Raw genomic sequence first — 17,831 nt, 5'->3', positions numbered from 1 at the left:
CTGACCTGCACTCACACGGTCAGAGGGGGTGCTCAGTCCGCACATAGTCCGCAGATCCGCGCATGACCGAGTCGACGGCGGCCGCGTCCGGTCGTCCGAGTCGGGCCAGAGGTGGCTGTAGGTGTCGAGCGTCTCGGCGGCGCTCGCGTGACCGAGCCGCGCCTGGACGGTCTTCACCGACTCGCCGTGCCGGATGAGCAGGCTGGCGGAGAAGTGCCGCAGCGAGTGGAACGTGACGCACCTCGGCAGGCCGGCGGCCGTCACTGACGGCTGCCAGATGCGGGCCGAGAAGGCGGCCCGCCGGACAGCGCCACCCGTCACCGTGGAACCACCCAGCCGCCTGGTCGTGGGTAGCGGCAACTCCGGCTTCCAGATCGCCGACGAGCTGGCCGACACCCGGCCGGGTGGAGCTGTCGGTCGGCTCGGCCAACCCGGCGCCGCCGCATCGGGTGCTCGGCCGCGATCCCGGAGGAGTGCGCTCACAGGCTCGTGGGGGTCTCCACCGAGATCGCTGTTGGGCAACGACCTGTTGCCCCCTTGCGGTTCAGGCGGAGTGCCGTTGAGCCAGCCGCTGACGCAGCGCCTCATTCATCGCGGCGAAACCCGCCTCCGTGCGCTGCAGGAGACCGCCCGTGAGGGAGACCAAGAGGCCACGGAAGGTCTCGCTCTGGGTCAGCTGGGTGCGGTTGTCGGGCAGCGGCTCGAGGGTGAAGGAGTGCGCCCCGTCGAACAGGCCGGGCAGGAGGAGGTGGCCGAGCCACGCCAGGTGGTGTGCCGGGTCAACACGGGTGACCGTGGGACGGAAGGTCATCGGCTTGCCGCCGGGCGGAGCGATGCGGACCTCGATCTGCCGGCCGACCTCCAGGGCGCCGTCCATCTTGGTGATGAACGGGTTCCAGTCGGCGTGTGCGCGGGCGTCGGTCAGCACCTCCCACACCTGCTGTGGGGTGGCGTCGAGTTCGACGGTGCGGGTGATGGTGCGCATGGTGGCCTCCGGGGGGATGCGGCGGGTCAGTCGGAAGGGGGTGGTTGCGCGTCCTGCATCCCAGCCCGGCTCGGAGTCCCGGGCGGCGGCCGACCCTGCCGGCACCCTGATCCCCGAGACCGACGCAGTGCCCCGGTGGGCCGACCGGGGCCCTGCGTCGATGAGGTGAGGAACGCGGCCCGAATCCGCGCGGGTATGTCGTGCGGGCAGCGGCCCGTGGTCGGCCCGCTATCGGACGAGTTCCGCGCCCCGCTCGTCGAGCTGGGGGTGGCCCGTCCTCGGGGCGGGAATCCCGACCTCGGTGTTCGGTCGCGCCAACACAGGGGAGGCGGGGTTGAAGCCCTTGACGAGCAACCAGATCCCGACGGAGAGCTCGAAGGCAGCGACCGGGATCACGGCGAGCCCGGCGAGGAGCGCCACCCGGTCGTAGACCCCGAAGAAGATCGCGATGTCGGAGGCGAGCAGCAGCGGGGCGCCGACGAACGCGACGATCGGGAGGATGCGAGGTACCAGGCGGGACCTGAAGAGCAGGTAGCCCAGGAGGAGGTCGCAGAAGACGGGCATGAGGCTCTGCGAGAGCAGGAACGTCCGGTCGTAGGCCGCGAGCAGGGTGTGGCCGGTCGTGGTCAGCGAGGCGTTGTCCGCGCCGGCGGTTCCGGCGACGTCGGTGCGCAGGGTGATGATCGTGAGCAGGCTCGTGACGCTGACGAAGATGAGCGTGGTCTCCACGAGTCGGGCGGCGACCAGCCCGAGGGCGGCGGACTCGTTCTGCCGCCTGAGTACAGGGAACAGCACGAGCGCGGTGCTGATGCCGGCAACGCCGACGATCACCTCGGTGAAGGCGCCCCAGAGCACGCCGGTCTGGCTTCCGGCTCCCAGGATGAAGTCGGCGTGTTCCCGGATGGGGTTGTAGAGCGCGAGGGTGGGGATCGAGACGAAGGTGAGCAGGTAGAGCACGCCGGCGAGGCGGGCTCTACCTCTCATCAGGTTCGTCGCGGGTCGTGCGGCGGCCGGGGTGTGCGCGGTGGCGGTCATGGTCGGCTTCCTGGGCGTCGGTGCGAGGACGCAGCGGCGGTCGCCGCTGTGGGCAAGTCAGGGGCCGCGCCGGGGGACGCGGTGCGGCGATTCATCGCCACCGGTCGCCCTTCGCGACGACGTAGTGGCGCCAGACGTACCCCCAGGGCACGACGGCCAGGATGAGGACGACCAGCGAGCAGTTGACGAGCACCGTCGACATGGCCGTGTCCACGGAACCTGTCGCGGCCGCGGGGAGAGCGACCACGCCCAGCCAGATCAGCTTCCAGAGCACCTCGAGGATCAGGATCGGCAACAGCCGCACCGGGTACCGCAGCCCCAGGAACGCCAGGAGTGACATCGCGGTGAGCAGGACGGCGACGACTCCTTCGTAGAGCGGGAAGGACTGGTCGTAGTCGATGACCAGCGGCCATTTCACGATGGCGAGGCCGACGCCCATGAGCGCGTAGCCGACTCTCATCGCGTGCAGCCGCCACAGCGGCAGCTCCTCCGCGTCGACACTCGGGGAACGGCCGGACGCGGCCGGGGTGTGCGCGGTGGCGGTCATGGGTCACCTTCGGAGTGGTGGTGCGCGGTGTGCAGGCGGCTCGTGCCGCTGCGGGCGAACGCCGTGCGGTGGGTCGGGAGTCGTGCACACGGACGGGACCGATCAGACGACCTCGCCCTGGCTGCACTTACTTGACTTCGGACCTCATGACCAGACGGAGGCCGATCAGCAGGGGGATGAGCAGCCACGTGACGCCGGTGACGGCGATGTGGGCCCATTCCTCGCCGGTCAGGGCGTGGGCGAAGAGGAACAGTCCGGCTTGGGCGAACTGGATGTCGACCCAGGGCTGCAGGGTGTGGAACCAGTGTTGGGAGTTGGCCAGCAGCCCGAACACGGTGGGGATGAGGAAGGTGAGCACGAAGTAGGCCACGAGCGCCCCGATGGAGGCCCGGAAGAGCACTCCGAGCATGAAGCCGATGAGCAGGCTCAGCACCATTCCCAGGACGTAGTAGAGGCACTGGGTCACAGTCACGTCCCAGACCAGGGCCGTACCTCTGATGGCGGCGCCCGCCAGGTTCCCCAGCGCGCCCACCGCGAACGCCAGAACCATGGCGGCGATGGCGATGCCGACTGACGAGATGGCCTTGGCGGTGATGATGCGGCTGCGGTGTGGGACCAGGGTGAACGTGGTGAGTCCGGTGCGTTGGCTCCACTCGCTGGTGACCGCCAGGATCGCGATCAGCGGCAGGATGATGACGACCGGGAACCGGATGGCAGTCGCGAAGGTCGAGTAGGTGAGGTTGCCGTCCGGGGCCCACAGGATGACGCCGCCCGCAGCGAGCAGCGAGGTGATCGCGATGCTGGCGATCAGCCAGAACCCCGAGCGGGTGTCGAACATCTTGCGGAGCTCGACCGCGATGATCCGGGTCAGGGGTATCGGCTCGACGGTCGCGCGAGGGATGCCGGCCCGGCCTGCTGCGATGGCGGTCATGCCGGTGCTCCTTCTCGTTGGGTGCCGGCGGTGAGCTGGAGGAACGTGTCTTCGAGCCCGGCGCCGGCGGCGGCCCGGAGCTCGGTGAGCGGGATGCCGGCGTCGAAGGCGACCTGCCCGACCAGGGCGGCGGCCGCCTCGGTGTGCAGCGTCGAGCCGTCGGCGGGGGTGGCGGTCAGCCCGCGCTGGGTGAGGGCGAGCTCGAGCGCCAGGAGGTCGACGGCACCGACGACGGTGCCGACCTGGTGGAGTAGATCGGTCTTGGCGCCCATCGAGACGATGCGGCCGAGCCCGATCATGACGATGTCGTCGGCGATGACCTCGATCTCGTGGAGGAGGTGCGAGGACAGCAGGACCGTGCCGCCGCGGTCGGCGTAGCCGCGGAGCAGGTCACGCATCCACCGGATCCCGGCCGGGTCCAGGCCGTTGGCGGGCTCGTCGAGGATCAGCACGTCAGGGTCACCGATCAAGGCGGTCGCGATCCCGAGCCGTTGACGCATCCCGAGTGAGTAATCGCCCACCCGACGCGACGCCTCGGCCGTCGTCAGACTGACGATCTCCAGCATCTCCTCGACGCGGGCCCGCGGCAGCCCCATGAACTGCTGGGCCAGGGTGAGGATCTCCCGGCCGGTGCGCCCGGCGTGCTGAGCCGAGGCGTCCAGCAGGACGCCGACCTCGAGTCCCGGGTTGGGCAGGTCCACGTAGCGGCGCCCGGCGATGGTGGCGCTCCCGGCGTCGGGTCGGGTGAGCCCGACCATGATGCGCAGGGTGGTCGACTTCCCGGCCCCGTTCGGTCCCAGAAAACCGGTGACCCGACCCGGGGAGGCGGTGAAGCTGACGTCGTTGACGGCGAGGGTGGCGCCGTACTGCTTGGTGAGCCTGTCGATGGTGATCATGTTCCAACTCGCTGACTTCGGGCTGATGGGCGGTGTGGGGGTCGGCCGAGCGCCGATGGGTGGTTCAGCCGGTCGCGGTGAGCCCGACCGGTCCGGCGCTGACCTGCCAGAGCCGCCGAGTCACGGCCTCGCCGTAGCTGCGCGGGGAGGACCTCGTGGCTGTGCTGCTGACGAAGTACCGGCCGCTCACCTCCGCCAGCTCAGGGGCCGAGGTCACGTGAATGGAGGTGACTGCGCCTCGGGCCACCGACGTCATGAACGGCCGCAGCGGCGGGACGAAGACCCGTTGGGTGCCTGCGGGGTCGTCGGCGCCGAAGCCGGTGCGCACCATGCCCGGTTGCAGGGCGTTGGAGGCGACGATGACCACGCGGGCGCGGGCGCTGTCCTCGAGCCGGTCGAGGAGCAGGTTGGTGAGCAGGAACGGCGCGAGGTGGTTGAGGGCGAAGGTGCGTTCGAGCCCGTCCGCGGTGAGGTGCCGGGTGTTCCAGTAGCCCCCGACGTCGTTGACGAGCGCGTCGGTGCGGGGCAGGCGCCCGAGCGCCTCGCCGGCCACCCGCCGCACCTCGGACTGGGTGGACAGGTCGGCGGTGAACGAATCCACCGGTCCGCCGCCGGCGGCACGGATCTCGCGGACGGCGTCCTCCGTCCGCTGGGGGTCGCGGCCGGTGACTGCGACGTGAGCGCCGAGCGCGGCGAGGCGGAGGGCCGTCGCCTTGCCGATGCCTCCGGTGCAGCCGGTGACCAGCACCGTCTTCCCGATCATCGGCCGCGACCGGTGGTGAGCCTGCATCATGTCGGCGCCTTTCGGAGGATGCCCGCAGCGGTCATTGCGCCGCTCCGGGCCGGCGGCACACCGAGGCGGCGCGGGGCTCGTCCCACGGGGGTGGTGAGTGCCGGTGGTTCAGCGCCGAGTCGACGCGGACGGGGTAGAGGGGTTGGGTCCTCCGTCATGCCGCGCTCCCCGCGTCCGGGGTGGGGGTCGTGGTGGGGGCGACGGAGACGACGAGCTTGCCGCGGGCCCGCCCGTCGAGCAGGTGACGGATCGCCGCCGCGACGCCGGTGAGCGGGTAGACCCGGTCGACGGCGGGGGTGACCGTGCCGGCCTCGATGAGCTCGCGCAGGGCGCTGAGGTCAGCGGCGTTCTCCGACGCGACGAAGGTGCCGAGCTTCTGACCGATGAACGCCGACAGCACCGTGGCCCGGATCTGGCGGTCGCTGCCACCCAGCCACCGTCCGTCGGTCTCGCCGCCGACGATGACCAGCCGTCCCCGCGGGGGGAGCGCGCGGCGCAGCCGGGACAGCCGGCCGTTGCCGCCGGTGTCGAGGACGACGTCGTAGCGGTGCCTGCCGTCGGTGGCGTCTTCCCGGGTGTGGTCGATGACGTGGTCGGCGCCCAACGCCCGGACCGAGTCGACCTTCGCCGTGCTGCACACGCCGGTGACCTCGGCCCCGAACGCCTTGGCGATCTGCACGGCGAAGCTGCCCACTCCACCGGAGGCGCCGATGACGAGCACCCGGTGGCCGGCCTGAACCCGTCCGTGGTCGCGGACGGCCTGCAGCGCGGTCAGCCCGGAGACGGGCACGGCGGCCGCCTGGTCGAAGGTGAGGTTCACCGGCTTGGCGGCCAGCTTGTCCGGTCGCGCGCGGGCGTACTCGGCGAAGGTGGCGTAGCCGACACCGAACACGGCCCCGCCCCGCGCGAAGCCGGTCACGGCGGTCCCGACCGCCTCGACCGTTCCTGCCAGACTCCGTCCTGGGTTGGTGTACTGGGGACGGCGCACCCCGAAGCCGGCGAGCCGGATGGGGTAGGGCAGCCCGGCCATGATGTGCCAGGTGCCACGGTCGACGCTGGCGGCTTGGACCCGGACGAGGACCTCGTCGTCCGCGATGGTGGGCCGGTCGATCTGTGCGACGCGGAGGAGTTCCTCGGGGGCGGGGCCGTAGCGGTCCTGTACGACCGACGTCATGGTGAGGCGGCCTCCGGCCGTGGCGGGCGGGTCTTTGATCGGGCTGGACTGCGTGGTCGCCATCGGACCGTCTTCTCTCGTCGTTGACCGGGTCGTTCAGGACGTGGGGCGCTGGAGGACGACGTCGCTCTGCCGATGGCGGCCGTAGTGCCGGATGTGCAGCGTGCGAGAGCCGGAGAGGCCACGGATGGCGCGGCGGGCCTCGTCGTCGTCGGTGACGTGGACCCAGAGCGCTGCCCGGCTGTCGCGGGCATGCCCGTGGTAGAGGTCGAGGGTCTCCTGGTCGTCGGTGACCGCCGCGGCGACGCGGCGGGGCAGGCTCATCTGCGCGCGGTAGCGGGCGTAGTCCTCGAGGATCTGCTCGCCGGTGAAGATCCTCAGCTGCTGGTCGGTGAACCCGGCGGTGCGCAGCTCCGCCGCGGCCTGTTCGGCCGTGCCGGCGTCCGGGAGGATGGCGATCAGGAAGCCCTTCGGGGCGAAGACGAGCGGGCGGTCGGCGAGGCCCGGGTCCTGGTCGGTGGTGCCGACGGGCCAGACGACGTCGGTGTCAGCCATGGGAGTAGGTCCGCCCGGTGTCGGCGAGCGCCTGCTCGAGCGGGGTGGCCTCGACGCCGAGCTTGTTGGTGATCTTGGTGCTGTCGACGATGAACGGCTCGGCGAACTGGTACTGCATCTCGACCAGCTCCCGCATGGTCGGGTCGATCAGGCCCAGTGCCCGCAGCGCGAGCGAGGGCAGCGAGCGAAGCCTGCCGGCCGGGTGGCCTGCCTGCCGGTAGACGATGTCGACCAGCTGGCGAGTGGTGCGGGTGTTCGGGTCGTTGGGCAGGTGCCACACCTGACCGGGCGCGTCGGGGTGCTCGCCGAGGACGGCGAGGCCTTCGCCGATGTCGGGGATGAACGTGTAGGTGTGCGGCTGGTCGGGGTCGCCGAGCACGGTGGCGGTCTTGCCGGCCAGGGCGGCCGGGAAGAGGCGGTCGCCGAGGTTGGATTGCGCGCCGCCCCGCGGGCCGAAGTAGTCCGAGGCGCGCCCGATCGCGACCTCGACGCGTCCCGCGTCGTGCGCGGCGAGCAGTTCGCGGGCCATGCGGCCCCGGAGCTGGCCCTTCTTGGTGTGCGCTCCGTCGGGCAGGTCCTCGGTGAGCACGCGTCCGGCGGGGCGGCCGTAGGTGTAGACGTTCTCCATGCTGACCAGCCGGGCGCCGGACGCCTCCGCGGCGGCCAGCACGCCGGCCTGCAGCCGGGGGAACTGCGCGGTCCACTCGGGATAGGGCGGGTTGAGCGTCTGGTACACGACGGCTGCTCCGCGGGCGACCTCGGTGGTGAAGGCGGGGTCGCGGGCGTCCCCGGCGACGACCTCCGTCTCGTCGGAGACGCGGGCGTGCCCGGAGCGATTGACGAGCCGGGCGGTCTCGCCACGGCGGCGCAGCGCGTCGAGGGTGGCGAGGCCGATCGCGCCGGTGCCGAAGACGACGTGCCGTGGGGCGGCGGTCATGCCCGGGCCTCGCTCGGCGCCGGTGTGGGTGCGGCTGCGGAGCCGGCTGCCGGGTGGTCGGGCAGGAGCCGCAGCAGGAGCAGTCCGGAGAGGGCGGAGAAGGTCACCGCGCCGTAGGCGCCGAAGACGGTGAACTGCTCCTCGACGGCGATTCCGCCGAGGGTGGTGGCGGTCCAGCCCAGCGCCCAGAGGGCGGGCACTGCGGCGGCCCACAGCCATCGCCGGCGCGTGCCGGGGGGCAGCGCCAGGGCCTGCGCGGGCCCGAGGACCAGACCGGTGAGGGCGCCCATCAGCGCGAGGTCGGCGAGGGAGGTGCCGTAGCCGACCGTGACGGCGCCCAGGAGCAGACCCAGGCCCATGCCGATGCCGGTCGCCGCCACCCACCTGCGGATGTCGAGCCGCCCGAGGCTGGCCAGGACCTGCCCCAGGCCGATGACGAGGCCGGCAACCGCCCCACCGAGCAGTGCGGCAAGCGGGCTGTCGACACGGCCCGCGACCCCGGTTCCGGCCAGCCCGGCGATCGGGAACGCGAGGAAACCTGCGGTCCAGACGAGCCACCGACGAAGGCGAGACGCGCGAGGTCCGGCGTGAGCGGTCACGGGATCAGCTCCTGACGCCGGCCGGAGCCGGCGCGCGGGGAGGGAAGGCTCGCCGAGTTGCTCGACTCGTCCTCGTGGCTGGCGGCGCCGGCAGAGCGCGGCGCCCGCAGCAGGACCATCACGCCCAGGGCGGCCACCCACAGGCCCCAGGTCGTGCTGCCGATGAGGCCGCCCAGATCCCAGACCGGGAAGCCCGGCACGGCGGTGGCGAGGATGTCGCCCTGGTTGGTCAGGTACAGCGCGCTGACCACCAGCCCGGTGGCGCCGAGCCATCGAGGCAGGACGCGGGTGCGCAGGATGATCACGCTCAGGGTGACCGACCAGCCGAGGGCCAGCAGCTGCCCCAGGTGCTCGCCCAGCAGTGCGCCGCCGAACTGGTGTTGGGCGGTCCATGCCGCGTCGACCGCCGCCCGGGTGGTGGCATCGCCGGTGACGTAGGAATCGGCCAGCGCGGGGACGACGAACACCCATCGCAGGAACCCGATCAGTGCGAGTACCACCGAGGTGGCGCCGACATGGGTGGCCGCCCGCAGTACCGGGTCGCTGCGTCGCCCCAGTACGGCCGGCAGCAGCAGGATCGGGACGAGCAGGAGCGCGTACGTCCAGGCCGTGGCGAACCAGGTCCACACCAGGCTCGTGCCACCGGCGACGAACGCCGGCAGCACCACGTCGGCGGGCTGCCGGAGGATGTCGGGCCACTCGAAGGTCGACGACAGCGCCGTCGCCGCCGCACCGAACGTCAGGGCGCCGCCGAGGAACAGCGCGCCGGTCGTCCGGCGCAGGCCGTTGCTCTCGTGCACAGCAGTCATCTGGAGGCCTTTCCGTGTCGCCGGGCACGTGCAGGAGCAGGAAGGAGACCGGGCACCCGCCCCCACCGGATCGGTGATGAGCGGACGACCGAGCCCGTGTGGTCGAGCCCGATGCTCAGGGAACCGACAGATCGGTTGTGAGTCCGGAAGGAGGAACGGGTCAGTGGGTGCCCCGCCTGGTCAGGTGTGGGGGTGGAAGGCCGTCCTGGCCTACCGATGAGATTGGCGCTCGATGCTCGCCCGTCGCTGGGGCCGCACGAACGCGTCCTCTCCGTGGGGCGGTCGGAACGCCGGCTACCCGACTGGCGCGGGGGCGACCGGAGTGGGACCGCCGGGCACCCCGGAGGGCGGTGGGGCCGTGGGGACGGCCGGTGTCGAGCCGGGGTCGGTGCCGCCCTGGTCGAGCCGGAACGGCGGGTACCGGTCGGTCATCAGCGCCGCGTAGGCGGCGACCCGCAGCGCCCAGCGGTCCATGCCGAGGATGAGGTCGTACAGCGGGCGGGGGTAGCGGCCCGTGAACAGGACGACGATGCCGGCGATGAGCACGAGCAGCCCGACCAGTCCGCCGGCCGCCCACGCGTCGCTGCTGTGCTGCCCGTGCGCGCCGAACCACAGGCCGCCGCCGACGAAGACGCCGACGATCACGTACTGCGGGATGGCCAGCAGCCACCACTTGACCAGGACCAGTCCGCGGGACAGCCGTTCGGGATAGGCGACGTCCAGGTGCGCCGGGTAGTCCGCGACCTCGGCGAGGGTGAAGGGCGGGTAGCGGTCGGTGGCCAGCGCCCCGTAGCCGTAGTAGTGCACCCGCCACGACCAGCGCAGCACGCCGACGGTGAAGTCGAACAGCGCTCGCGGGTAGCGGCCGGTGATGAGGATCGCGAAGAACGCGACGATCCCGACCGCGTAGAACGCCAGCCACAGGAACAGCAGCACGACCAGGTGCGGCACCAGCAGCAGCCACTTGACCAGCCACAGCCCGCGGGAGACGGCTTCGGGCTCGGCTGCCCCGTCCACGCGCACGGGGTAGGACGGGCGGTGCTCGGTCATGACGACCTCTCCGCCCATCGGCTCGTGCCGATCCCGGCGAACGCCGGAGTGCCGGTGGAGCGCCCCCGCTGCATGCGCACCTCACGACGTGAGGTGGCGCCGGGGACCATCCTCGCGGCCGGAGCGGGAGTCAAGGGGCGCAGCCGCGGCCCTGCATCCCGGGCCTGGACGGCGGTCACCGGATCCTCCCGCGCGAGATGGTCGGCCGGCTGGTGAGGCGGACCCGCAGCCGATGCAGCTGGGGCATCAGCCCGTAGACCACGATCGGCACCGCGACGGTGGCCAGCACGAAGGTGCGCAGCAGGGGCGGCAGCGTCTTCAGCCAGTCGCCCAGTGCCAGGTTGAGCAGGGTGAGGGTGGGGAAGACGGCCAGCCAGATCATCAGCGCCAACTGGTGCTTGCTCGGCGGTGCGATCGGCGCGGACGCGGGGTTCGCGGGACGGTCGGACATGGGTGCTCCTGGGGTCGAGGGGTGGTGGGTGCGGGGCGGCGCGGGTCCGCGCGGGGGTCTCAGACCACGGCGCCGGTGGTGAAGGCGTGCACGGCGGCGCGGACGTCCTCCTCGACGAGGTCACCGTTGATGGCGATGGCGGCCGCGGAACCTTCGCCGGCGGCGGTGATGACCTGGGCGCGCGGGTTGGCGACGTTGCCGGCGACCCAGACGCCGCCGACGCTGGTCGACCCGTGGGGACCGGTGGTGACCCAGCCGTTCTCGTCGAGGGCGCAGCCCAGGCCGACCAGCAGGTCGTTGTTGGGGATGAACCGCGGCGGAACGAACAGCGCCGTCCGCGGGATGATGCGCCCGTCGTCGAGTTCGACGCCGGACAGCCGGTCGTCCTCGGCCAGGACCTGCTTCACCGGGCCTTCGACGATCCCGATGGCCCGGGCCACCAGCTGCGCTCGCTCGGCGGCGGTGAGGCTGCCGGTCTGCGTGAAGAGGACGACGTCGTCGGCCCATTGGCGGATGATCTGGGTGTAGCGGACTGCGTCGGGTGAACCACCGAGGACGCCGAGGGGCTGGTCCCGGACCTCGTAGCCGTGGCAGTACGGACAGTGCAGCACGTCGCGCGCCCACCGGTCCCGCAATCCGGGGATGTCGGGCAGTTCGTCTCGCAGGCCGGTGGTCACCAGCAGTCGGCGCGTCGAGATCCGCCGGCCGTCGGAGAGGAGTGCCCAGAACCCGGCGGTGCCGCACCGCACGATCTCGCCGACGGTGCCGGGCAGGATCTCCCCGCCGTAGCCGGTCACCTCCGCCCGTCCGAGCGCCAGGAGGTCACCGGGCGGCAGGCCGTCGCGGGACAGGAATCCCTGCACGTGCGTGGCGGGGGCGTTGCGCGGCGTTCCTGCGTCGACCACGAGAACGCGGCGGCGGGCCCGGGTCAGCGCCAGCGCTGCCGACAGCCCGGCCGCGCCGCCGCCGATGACCACTACGTCGTGATCGCTCATGCCGGAAGGCTGGCGGGGGCGTCACCGGCGCGACAACAAACGTCCCTGTTTCCGGGAAACGCGGTGGGATGGGTGCGTGGACACCACGGCGATCGCGGCGGCGCTCGATCAGGTGGGGCCGCGACTGAAACGGCTGCGCACCGGGCGGGGTGTGACGCTGACCGGTCTCGCGGCGACGACCGGCATCTCGAAGAGCACCCTGTCCCGGCTGGAGACCGGTCAGCGACGCCCCAGCCTGGAACTCCTCCTCCCGCTCGCGCAGGCCTACCGCGTGCCGCTGGACGACCTCGTCGGCGCACCCGAGGTTGCCGATCCGCGCCTTCGCCTCAAGCCGCACCGCGCCCGCGGGCGGACCGTCATCCCGCTCACGCAGCAGCCCGGCGGCATCCAGGCCCGCAAGATCCTCATCCCCACCTCGACGGTCGAGCCCCAACTCCGCTCCCACGAGGGCCACGAGTGGTTGTACGTCCTGACCGGCCGCATGCGCCTCCTCCTCGGCGAGCAGGACCTCGTCCTCGGACGCGGTGAGGTCGCCGAGTTCGACACCCACGTGCCGCACTGGTTCGGCAGCACCGGGGACCAGTCCGCGGAGGTCTTGAGCCTGTTCGGAGAGCAGGGCGAGCGGATGCGCGTCCGCGCGACTTCAACGCAGAGGTGACGATCGAGGTCAGGGGCTCGAACGCGTAGCTCTGGTGGCACTCGCCGGCACCTGCGTCTCCGCGCTGTACTACGGGGCGAACGACCGACGGTGGCTGCGCGCGGAGGAGCGCGGGGCCGTCCGAACACCCCGGCGCGCTCCCCGTGACCCGCTTCCATCCGCCTGCGGTTCAGCTGCGGTGTGCGCCTCTGCGGTGATCGATGTCGAGCACGTAGACGACGCTGCTCGCATCGTCGATGCCGTAGCGGACGCGGTATCCACCTCGCCGCGCGCGCCACTGGCCGTCGAACGGTGCACGCAGCGCTGCGCCGACGCGGTGGGGGTCGTCCGCCAGTGGGCCGAACAGGAACTCGATGCAGGCGGTCGCCGCGGACTCCGGCAGGCGCTCAGCCAGCTGCCGAGCGGCCGTCCGGGTCACGACGACCCGGAAGCTCACTCGGTCGATCCGGACCGCCGGGCGGCGAGCAGCGCGCGAACCTGCGCTTCGTCAAGGACGTCACCTCGCTCGATCTCTTCCTCAGCGCGAGCGGTGCGTGACCGGGCCTCGGGGTCGCTGAGCAGCTCCAGTGTCGCCTCGATGGACTCGAGATCCTCGGCGGCCAGCAGCACCACGTAGTCGCGCCCGTTCTTCGTGATCTGGACACGTTCGTGCGTCGCCGCCACCTCTTCGGCGATCTCCGACAGGCGCGCCTTGACCTCGGACAGCGGTAGCGTGGCCATAGCCCAGAATTCTTGGCGACTGTCTGGCGAGAACAAGGCGGATCTCGGATCGCACGGGCGGCGAACCGTCCTCGATCAGTCCTCGGAACACCCGATTCTCGCTGGTGCGAGCCGACGACGACCAACGGCAGAAGCCCCGCTCGACAGCCGTGTCCAACGCTGTCCGGCGTCGGCCGGAACCCGGAGTCGGTCCCGGCGTACAGGCCGACTCGTCCGTCGCCCCCGCTGACCTGCGGGTCACGAGGTCGCAGGGGTGCCCGGTCCGCACGTCGTCCGTTCCCCGACAAGCCGTGCCAAGCGCACACCCGCCGGGACCGATGAGATCGTGCGCGTCCGCCGGTCCGAGCTGCTGGACCGGGCGTGGACCAGGAGGACGCATGCGGAAGATCGTCGTGCACATGATGCTGTCGCTGGACGGCTACTTCGAGGGGCCGGATCACGACCTGAGCTGGCACCGCGTCGACGAGGAGCTGCACGCGCACTTCAACGAGCAGCTCGCGACCAAGAGCGCCTTCCTAGAGGGCCGGGTCACCTACGAGCTGATGGAAGCGGTCTGGCCGACCGCCGACCAGAACCCCGACTTCCCGCCGGTCATGCACGAGTTCGCCGGCATCTGGCGGGCGGTGCCGAAGATCGTGTTCTCCCGCACGCTGCAGGAGGTCGGCCCGAACGCCTCGCTGCGGACCGAGGTGGACCCCGACGAGATCCGCGCGCTGCAGCAGCAGCCCGGCGGGGACATGACGCTCGGCGGGGTGGACCTGGCCGAGACCTTCCGCCGGCTGGACCTGGTCGACGAGTACCGGCTCTACGTCAACCCGGTCGTCGTCGGCCGCGGTCGACGGCTGTTCGAGACCGCGGACGACCCGACCGACCTGGAGCTGGTGGAGAACCGGCCGTTCGGCAACGGGGTCGTCCTGCTGCGCTACGCCGTCCGACGGCCCTAGCTGCCGACGTCGAGCGGCCAGGGTGAGACACGCGGGGCGTCCGGGAGCACGTGCCGTCCTGCGCCGGGAGCGGGTGTGGCCCGACAGGTGCGTGGCGCACCAGGCCTCGACCGCTCGGTCGGCCTCCCGTGCACGGCTGGCACCGAGCCCCTCGGCTCAGGCCCCGGCCACCGGTGGCGCGGTGGGGTCGGCGGTCTCGGCCGTGACCTCCCGGAGCACGTAGTCCTCGATGGTCTCCAGGTCGTGGGTGGAGCGCTTCACGACGGTGAGCAGGTCGCTCATCTTGCTGACCTCCTCGATCTGCTCCTTGATGAACCACTGCATGAACTGGTCGGAGGCGAAGTCGTTCTCCCGCCGCGCGACACCGATCAGCGCGTTGATCTGCTCGGTGACCCGCTTCTCCTGCTCCAGCGCCAGGGCGACCGGCGCGACGACGTCCGGGAACTCGGTGACCGGGGCCGCGACGGCGGGGATGCGCACCGGCGCGTCGGAGTCGAGCAGGTAGCGGACCATCATCATGGCGTGCTGACGCTCCTCGAGCGCCTGGTCGAAGAAGAGCTGCGCCGTCCGGGGCATGGTCAGCTGGTCGAAGTAGACGGCGCAGGCGACGTACTGCTGGTGCGCGGCGAACTCGTTGCCGACCTGCGTGTTCAGCAGCTCGACGAAGGCAGGGGCGGCCATCAGGACTCCCGGACGTGTGTGGTGGCGGTCTCCGGACGTTATCCGGTGACTCGCCGGTGCCGTGGATCGCGCGGGAAGGAGAGGCTAGCCTCACCGGGTGGCGAAGTCGGCGCGCATGCCCAAGAAGAAGTGTTGCGAGGACAGGCCGCGCTGCAAGCGGTGCCCCCTCCGCGCCCTCGCCGAGGGGACGCTCCCGCCGGGCTACACGGTCAAGAAGCGCCGCCTGGTCAAGCTGGACAAGGCCGACAGGGTGCTGGCCAAGAGCACCCGGAAGGCTGCCTGACCGTCGCCGTCGGGCCGGCCGGTGGCCCACGGGGCGCTCCCGCTGCCCGAGGGCGTGGTGTCCCTCCCCGTCCTGCCCGTCGGCGCGGAGCGCTGGACATCCCGTGCCGGGACCGGCTGGCGCCGCCCCGACCTGCGTAGCCGGGCCGGAGCCGCCGGCGATCACTCGGCGGCCCCGGCGTCGCAGGCCTGTCGCAGCGGACGGGTGCTGCCGTCCTCCAGTTGACGCTTGATGAAGCATCGACTTGAATAGACAGCGTGACAGCTTTCGACGACGAGCGGCTCGACGCGGTGTTCGCCGCGCTCGCCGACCGCACCCGGCGCGGCATCGTGGCCCGGCTGAGCGAGGGCGAGGCGACGGTCGGGGAACTCGCGGCCCCGTACGACATGACCCTGCAGGCCGTGTCGCAGCACATCGGGGTGCTCGAGCGGTGCGGCCTGGTCAGCCGCGGCCGGAACCGGCAGACCCGCCCGTGCCGGCTGGAACCGCAGGCGCTGGAGGCCGCGGTGTCGTGGCTGGAGGAGAGCCGCCGGACGTGGTCCGAGCGGATGGACCGGCTCGAGGTCCGTCTGGCCCGCCTGCAGGACGGCGAGCAGCGGTGACCGCCGACGAGCTGGTCCACCGGCGGGTCCTCCGCGCGCCGCGCGAGCTGGTGTGGCGGTGTCTCACCGAGCCCGCCGAGCTCGCGCAGTTCTGGGGTCCGCGTGGCATGCACACCCCGCTGGACGGCATCGTCGTCGAGCTCCACGCCGGAGGCCGGTTCGAGACGCTGATGGTCGGCGACCACGGCAGCCACCGGATGGTCGCCACGTTCACCGAGGTCGTCCCGCCCGAACGGCTCGCCTGGGTCGAGCCGGCCACTGGCGTGCACACCACCAGCACGCTCACCGACCTCGGCGACGGCTGCACCGAGGTCGTCATCCACCAGCGGCACGTGCCCGAGCCCATGCGCTCACCCGAGGCCCGCGCCGGCTTCCTCAGCTCCCTCGACGAGCTCGAGGAGCACCTCGCCCGCGTGACCCGGCCCGCCTGATCCGTGAGGAGCGACCGTGACCGACCTGCAGTCCTGGGTGGCACCGACCTGCGAGGGCCTCGCCGACCTGCTCGCCTCCGCGCCCGCCGAGACCTGGGACGCCCCCACGCTGTGCGCGGGGTGGCAGGTCCGCCACGTGGTCGCGCACGTGACGATGCCGGCCCGGCTGACCCCCGCGCAGTTCGGCGCCGGGATGGCGGCGGCCGGCGGGGACTTCGCCGTGCTCTCCGACACCGTGGCCGCTCGCGACGCCTCCCTGCCGCTCGACCAGCACCTGGACGCCCTGCGCTCCCCGCTGCTGCACGCCTGGCAGCCGCCGGGCGGCGGCGCGGCCGGCGCGCTCAGCCACGCGGTCATCCACTCCCTCGACGTCACCGTCGCGCTCGACCGGCCGGCGGTCGCGCCGAGCGAGGCCGTGGTCGCCGTCCTCGACCAGCTCACCGCCGCCGACGGCGCGTGGTTCGGCGTCGACCTGGCCGGCGTCCGCCTCGAGGCCACCGACACCGACTGGAGCTGGGGCAGCGGGGACGTCGTGCGCGCGGACATCGGTTCCCTCGTGGCGCTCCTGGGCGGCCGCACCCTGCCCGACGGACGGACCCTGCCGCGCCGGTGAGGCGCGCCCGGTGGCCGGCGTCGTGTCGTTCGCGGCGACCACCTCGCTCGCCGTCGGCAGCTCCTCAGGAGTCGGCCAGCCACGACAGCACGCGGCCCCTCGACCAGCAGCGGCCGATCGCCTCGACGCGCAGGGCCGGCCCGTCGAGCACCGCGACGCCGATGGTGCTGTGGCCCGAGGCGCGGCGGTCGCCGAGCGTCGGCACCGCCGGCGCGACCCCGACCCCTTCCACCGACACCCACGCCACCGCCCGGCCGGCCGCCGCGTCGTCGAGGCGCTGCAGGAAGCGCAGGCGGCTCTCGAGCGGGTGGCCCGACAGCACCCACGCCGTGGTGACGACGGGCAGGGCGTCCGCCGGGACGCGCGCGACGGCGTCGCGCAGCACCGCGACGGCGTCCCCCCGCAGCAGCAGCGGAGGAGCCGTCGCCGCCAGCGCCAGCGCCGCGTCGAGCGCCGCCCTCCGCTCCGGGGCGTCCGGTGGCAGGCAGGCGCGCAACCACCGGGCGTCGTCCGGGTCGGTCACGTCGACCGGATCGGGGTCGACGCCGATCCGGGCGACCACCTCGGGCACCGCCCGCATCGGCACGGGCCGCTTGCCCACGACCGACGACGACAGCTGCACCCGGGACGACGGATCGCCCAGCGACCGCCCGTCGCCGTAGGTGATGCCCACGCCGTCGAGGTGCAGGTCGAGGCCGGCCGGGGAGCCCACGGCGATCAGCCCGACCGCGTCCGCGCCCGCCCGGCGCACCGCCTCGGCGACGGCCGGGTACAGGACGGCGCAGCGCGCGGTCTCCAGGGTCTGCGTCCGCCGGCGCGCGGCGGTGGCCGCGACCGTGTCGGTCATCCGCAGCAACGTGTCGATCGCCGCCCCGGCGGCCGCGTCGCCGTCCCCGGCGGCCCAGGCCGCGGCGAGCTCCGGGGCGCGTCCGGCGAGGGCGAGGTCGTGCAGCGCGGCGAGGACCAGCGCGGGGTGCCGCCTGCGCGCCGGTACCGCCTCGACGGCGCGCAGCGCCTCGGGAGAGCCGCTCAGGGCGACGGCGACGCGCCCGTACAGCGGCGAGGTGCCCGCGGCCTCGACCTCACCGAAGCGCCGGTACACCTGGGCGAGCGTGCGGGCTCCGGTCACGGCGCCTCCTGTC

24 protein-coding genes and 1 pseudogene are annotated in these 17,831 nt (G+C 72.5%); 6 read left to right on the top strand and 19 right to left on the bottom strand.

From position 1 onward, the window contains the following. Nucleotides 1-120 precede the first annotated feature (120 nt). The 15 genes and pseudogenes from ACU616_RS26740 to ACU616_RS26670 form a co-directional block, all read right to left on the bottom strand. Nucleotides 121-588 (bottom strand): annotated as a pseudogene (locus ACU616_RS26740) (tyrosine-type recombinase/integrase); the annotation flags it as partial. Continuing rightward, on the bottom strand, nucleotides 545-985 hold the full coding sequence (locus tag ACU616_RS26735; protein ID WP_446761423.1) for an SRPBCC family protein: 441 nt from the start codon (nucleotides 983-985) through the stop codon (nucleotides 545-547). The gene ACU616_RS26735 and the pseudogene ACU616_RS26740, both read right to left, overlap by 44 nt. A 228-nt stretch (nucleotides 986-1,213) precedes the next feature. Further along, the gene (locus tag ACU616_RS26730) at nucleotides 1,214-2,020 is read right to left on the bottom strand and encodes a DUF4386 domain-containing protein (RefSeq protein ID WP_446761422.1); all 807 of its coding nucleotides are present in this window, start codon (nucleotides 2,018-2,020) and stop codon (nucleotides 1,214-1,216) included. Nucleotides 2,021-2,111: 91 nt separating this feature from the next. After that, nucleotides 2,112-2,567, bottom strand: a complete 456-nt coding sequence (locus ACU616_RS26725) for a hypothetical protein (RefSeq protein ID WP_446761421.1) — start codon at nucleotides 2,565-2,567, stop codon at nucleotides 2,112-2,114. A 127-nt stretch (nucleotides 2,568-2,694) separates the two neighbouring features. After that, the gene (locus ACU616_RS26720) at nucleotides 2,695-3,498 is read right to left on the bottom strand and encodes an ABC transporter permease (RefSeq protein ID WP_446761420.1); all 804 of its coding nucleotides are present in this window, start codon (nucleotides 3,496-3,498) and stop codon (nucleotides 2,695-2,697) included. Continuing rightward, a complete protein-coding gene (locus ACU616_RS26715; RefSeq protein WP_446761419.1) occupies nucleotides 3,495-4,394 on the bottom strand; it encodes an ABC transporter ATP-binding protein in 900 nt (299 codons plus the stop codon). The genes ACU616_RS26720 and ACU616_RS26715 overlap by 4 nt, the downstream gene beginning before the upstream one ends. 64 nt (nucleotides 4,395-4,458) lie before the next feature. Next, the gene (locus ACU616_RS26710) at nucleotides 4,459-5,187 is read right to left on the bottom strand and encodes an SDR family NAD(P)-dependent oxidoreductase (RefSeq protein ID WP_446761418.1); all 729 of its coding nucleotides are present in this window, start codon (nucleotides 5,185-5,187) and stop codon (nucleotides 4,459-4,461) included. 154 nt (nucleotides 5,188-5,341) lie between these two features. Beyond that, the gene (locus tag ACU616_RS26705) at nucleotides 5,342-6,361 is read right to left on the bottom strand and encodes an NAD(P)-dependent alcohol dehydrogenase (RefSeq protein WP_446761417.1); all 1,020 of its coding nucleotides are present in this window, start codon (nucleotides 6,359-6,361) and stop codon (nucleotides 5,342-5,344) included. Between the two features lie 96 nt (nucleotides 6,362-6,457). Beyond that, entirely contained in the window at nucleotides 6,458-6,916 is a 459-nt protein-coding gene (locus tag ACU616_RS26700) for a hypothetical protein (RefSeq protein ID WP_446761416.1), read from the bottom strand. Continuing rightward, on the bottom strand, nucleotides 6,909-7,853 hold the full coding sequence (locus ACU616_RS26695; protein WP_446761415.1) for an NAD-dependent epimerase/dehydratase family protein: 945 nt from the start codon (nucleotides 7,851-7,853) through the stop codon (nucleotides 6,909-6,911). Before ACU616_RS26695 ends, ACU616_RS26700 begins: the two co-directional genes overlap by 8 nt. Continuing rightward, entirely contained in the window at nucleotides 7,850-8,452 is a 603-nt protein-coding gene (locus tag ACU616_RS26690) for a hypothetical protein (protein WP_446761414.1), read from the bottom strand. Before ACU616_RS26690 ends, ACU616_RS26695 begins: the two co-directional genes overlap by 4 nt. Next, entirely contained in the window at nucleotides 8,449-9,261 is an 813-nt protein-coding gene (locus ACU616_RS26685) for a DUF4386 domain-containing protein (protein WP_446761413.1), read from the bottom strand. Before ACU616_RS26685 ends, ACU616_RS26690 begins: the two co-directional genes overlap by 4 nt. A 294-nt stretch (nucleotides 9,262-9,555) precedes the next feature. Next, nucleotides 9,556-10,311 (bottom strand): DUF4389 domain-containing protein, encoded by a 756-nt coding sequence (locus tag ACU616_RS26680; RefSeq protein ID WP_446761412.1) that lies wholly within the window; start codon nucleotides 10,309-10,311, stop codon nucleotides 9,556-9,558. A gap of 175 nt (nucleotides 10,312-10,486) precedes the next feature. Next, nucleotides 10,487-10,762 carry a hypothetical protein gene (locus ACU616_RS26675; RefSeq protein ID WP_446761411.1) on the bottom strand — a complete coding sequence of 92 codons (276 nt, stop codon included), beginning with the start codon at nucleotides 10,760-10,762 and terminating at the stop codon, nucleotides 10,487-10,489. Between the two features lie 59 nt (nucleotides 10,763-10,821). Continuing rightward, nucleotides 10,822-11,757: an NAD(P)/FAD-dependent oxidoreductase gene (locus tag ACU616_RS26670; RefSeq protein WP_446761410.1), complete on the bottom strand. Its 936-nt coding sequence runs from the start codon at nucleotides 11,755-11,757 to the stop codon at nucleotides 10,822-10,824. A gap of 76 nt (nucleotides 11,758-11,833) precedes the next feature. On the opposite strand from ACU616_RS26670, the gene ACU616_RS26665 reads away from it, so the two are divergent. After that, complete coding sequence (locus ACU616_RS26665; RefSeq protein ID WP_446761409.1) at nucleotides 11,834-12,415, top strand: helix-turn-helix domain-containing protein; 582 nt, start codon at nucleotides 11,834-11,836, stop codon at nucleotides 12,413-12,415. Nucleotides 12,416-12,584: 169 nt separating this feature from the next. On the opposite strand, the gene ACU616_RS26660 is transcribed toward ACU616_RS26665, so the two are convergent. Both ACU616_RS26660 and ACU616_RS26655 read right to left on the bottom strand, forming a co-directional pair. After that, nucleotides 12,585-12,851, bottom strand: coding sequence for a type II toxin-antitoxin system RelE family toxin (locus ACU616_RS26660; protein WP_446761408.1), 267 nt, complete (start codon nucleotides 12,849-12,851; stop codon nucleotides 12,585-12,587). Beyond that, nucleotides 12,848-13,135: a type II toxin-antitoxin system Phd/YefM family antitoxin gene (locus ACU616_RS26655; protein WP_446761407.1), complete on the bottom strand. Its 288-nt coding sequence runs from the start codon at nucleotides 13,133-13,135 to the stop codon at nucleotides 12,848-12,850. The genes ACU616_RS26660 and ACU616_RS26655 overlap by 4 nt, the downstream gene beginning before the upstream one ends. A 377-nt stretch (nucleotides 13,136-13,512) precedes the next feature. On the opposite strand from ACU616_RS26655, the gene ACU616_RS26650 reads away from it, so the two are divergent. Beyond that, nucleotides 13,513-14,079 (top strand): dihydrofolate reductase family protein, encoded by a 567-nt coding sequence (locus ACU616_RS26650; RefSeq protein WP_446761406.1) that lies wholly within the window; start codon nucleotides 13,513-13,515, stop codon nucleotides 14,077-14,079. 156 nt (nucleotides 14,080-14,235) lie between these two features. Here the strand turns inward: ACU616_RS26650 and ACU616_RS26645 are convergent, their stop codons facing one another. Further along, nucleotides 14,236-14,760 (bottom strand): ferritin, encoded by a 525-nt coding sequence (locus ACU616_RS26645; protein ID WP_446761405.1) that lies wholly within the window; start codon nucleotides 14,758-14,760, stop codon nucleotides 14,236-14,238. 97 nt (nucleotides 14,761-14,857) lie between these two features. Here ACU616_RS26645 and ACU616_RS26640 point away from each other — a divergent pair, with 97 nt between their 5' ends. The 4 genes from ACU616_RS26640 to ACU616_RS26625 all read left to right on the top strand — a co-directional run bounded on the left by ACU616_RS26640 (nucleotide 14,858) and on the right by ACU616_RS26625 (nucleotide 16,689). Next, complete coding sequence (locus ACU616_RS26640) at nucleotides 14,858-15,043, top strand: hypothetical protein (protein WP_446761404.1); 186 nt, start codon at nucleotides 14,858-14,860, stop codon at nucleotides 15,041-15,043. A 257-nt stretch (nucleotides 15,044-15,300) separates the two neighbouring features. Continuing rightward, nucleotides 15,301-15,645, top strand: a complete 345-nt coding sequence (locus ACU616_RS26635; protein ID WP_446761403.1) for an ArsR/SmtB family transcription factor — start codon at nucleotides 15,301-15,303, stop codon at nucleotides 15,643-15,645. Then, entirely contained in the window at nucleotides 15,642-16,076 is a 435-nt protein-coding gene (locus ACU616_RS26630; RefSeq protein ID WP_446761402.1) for an SRPBCC family protein, read from the top strand. Before ACU616_RS26635 ends, ACU616_RS26630 begins: the two co-directional genes overlap by 4 nt. 16 nt (nucleotides 16,077-16,092) lie before the next feature. After that, nucleotides 16,093-16,689 carry a maleylpyruvate isomerase family mycothiol-dependent enzyme gene (locus ACU616_RS26625; RefSeq protein WP_446761401.1) on the top strand — a complete coding sequence of 199 codons (597 nt, stop codon included), beginning with the start codon at nucleotides 16,093-16,095 and terminating at the stop codon, nucleotides 16,687-16,689. Between the two features lie 64 nt (nucleotides 16,690-16,753). Here the strand turns inward: ACU616_RS26625 and ACU616_RS26620 are convergent, their stop codons facing one another. Further along, complete coding sequence (locus ACU616_RS26620; protein ID WP_446761400.1) at nucleotides 16,754-17,818, bottom strand: DUF2332 domain-containing protein; 1,065 nt, start codon at nucleotides 17,816-17,818, stop codon at nucleotides 16,754-16,756. Between the last annotated feature and the right edge of the window lie 13 nt (nucleotides 17,819-17,831).

It is taken from the genome of Geodermatophilus sp. URMC 62 (genome assembly GCF_052931475.1).
This window is presented reverse-complemented; position numbering and strand designations above follow the sequence as displayed.

Excerpts from the sequence above, each read along its gene's own strand:
- ACU616_RS26675 (WP_446761411.1), bottom strand. The coding sequence starts at position 10,762 with ATGTCCGACCGTCCCGCGAACCCCGCGTCCGCGCCGATCGCACCGCCG.
- ACU616_RS26650 (WP_446761406.1), top strand. The coding sequence starts at position 13,513 with ATGCGGAAGATCGTCGTGCACATGATGCTGTCGCTGGACGGCTACTTC.
- ACU616_RS26645 (WP_446761405.1), bottom strand. The coding sequence starts at position 14,760 with ATGGCCGCCCCTGCCTTCGTCGAGCTGCTGAACACGCAGGTCGGCAAC.
- ACU616_RS26700 (WP_446761416.1), bottom strand. The coding sequence starts at position 6,916 with ATGGCTGACACCGACGTCGTCTGGCCCGTCGGCACCACCGACCAGGAC.
- ACU616_RS26695 (WP_446761415.1), bottom strand. The coding sequence starts at position 7,853 with ATGACCGCCGCCCCACGGCACGTCGTCTTCGGCACCGGCGCGATCGGC.
- ACU616_RS26730 (WP_446761422.1), bottom strand. The coding sequence starts at position 2,020 with ATGACCGCCACCGCGCACACCCCGGCCGCCGCACGACCCGCGACGAAC.
- ACU616_RS26715 (WP_446761419.1), bottom strand. The coding sequence starts at position 4,394 with ATGATCACCATCGACAGGCTCACCAAGCAGTACGGCGCCACCCTCGCC.
- ACU616_RS26735 (WP_446761423.1), bottom strand. The coding sequence starts at position 985 with ATGCGCACCATCACCCGCACCGTCGAACTCGACGCCACCCCACAGCAG.
- ACU616_RS26725 (WP_446761421.1), bottom strand. The coding sequence starts at position 2,567 with ATGACCGCCACCGCGCACACCCCGGCCGCGTCCGGCCGTTCCCCGAGT.
- ACU616_RS26720 (WP_446761420.1), bottom strand. The coding sequence starts at position 3,498 with ATGACCGCCATCGCAGCAGGCCGGGCCGGCATCCCTCGCGCGACCGTC.
- ACU616_RS26670 (WP_446761410.1), bottom strand. The coding sequence starts at position 11,757 with ATGAGCGATCACGACGTAGTGGTCATCGGCGGCGGCGCGGCCGGGCTG.
- ACU616_RS26655 (WP_446761407.1), bottom strand. The coding sequence starts at position 13,135 with ATGGCCACGCTACCGCTGTCCGAGGTCAAGGCGCGCCTGTCGGAGATC.
- ACU616_RS26705 (WP_446761417.1), bottom strand. The coding sequence starts at position 6,361 with ATGACGTCGGTCGTACAGGACCGCTACGGCCCCGCCCCCGAGGAACTC.
- ACU616_RS26680 (WP_446761412.1), bottom strand. The coding sequence starts at position 10,311 with ATGACCGAGCACCGCCCGTCCTACCCCGTGCGCGTGGACGGGGCAGCC.
- ACU616_RS26710 (WP_446761418.1), bottom strand. The coding sequence starts at position 5,187 with ATGATGCAGGCTCACCACCGGTCGCGGCCGATGATCGGGAAGACGGTG.
- ACU616_RS26685 (WP_446761413.1), bottom strand. The coding sequence starts at position 9,261 with ATGACTGCTGTGCACGAGAGCAACGGCCTGCGCCGGACGACCGGCGCG.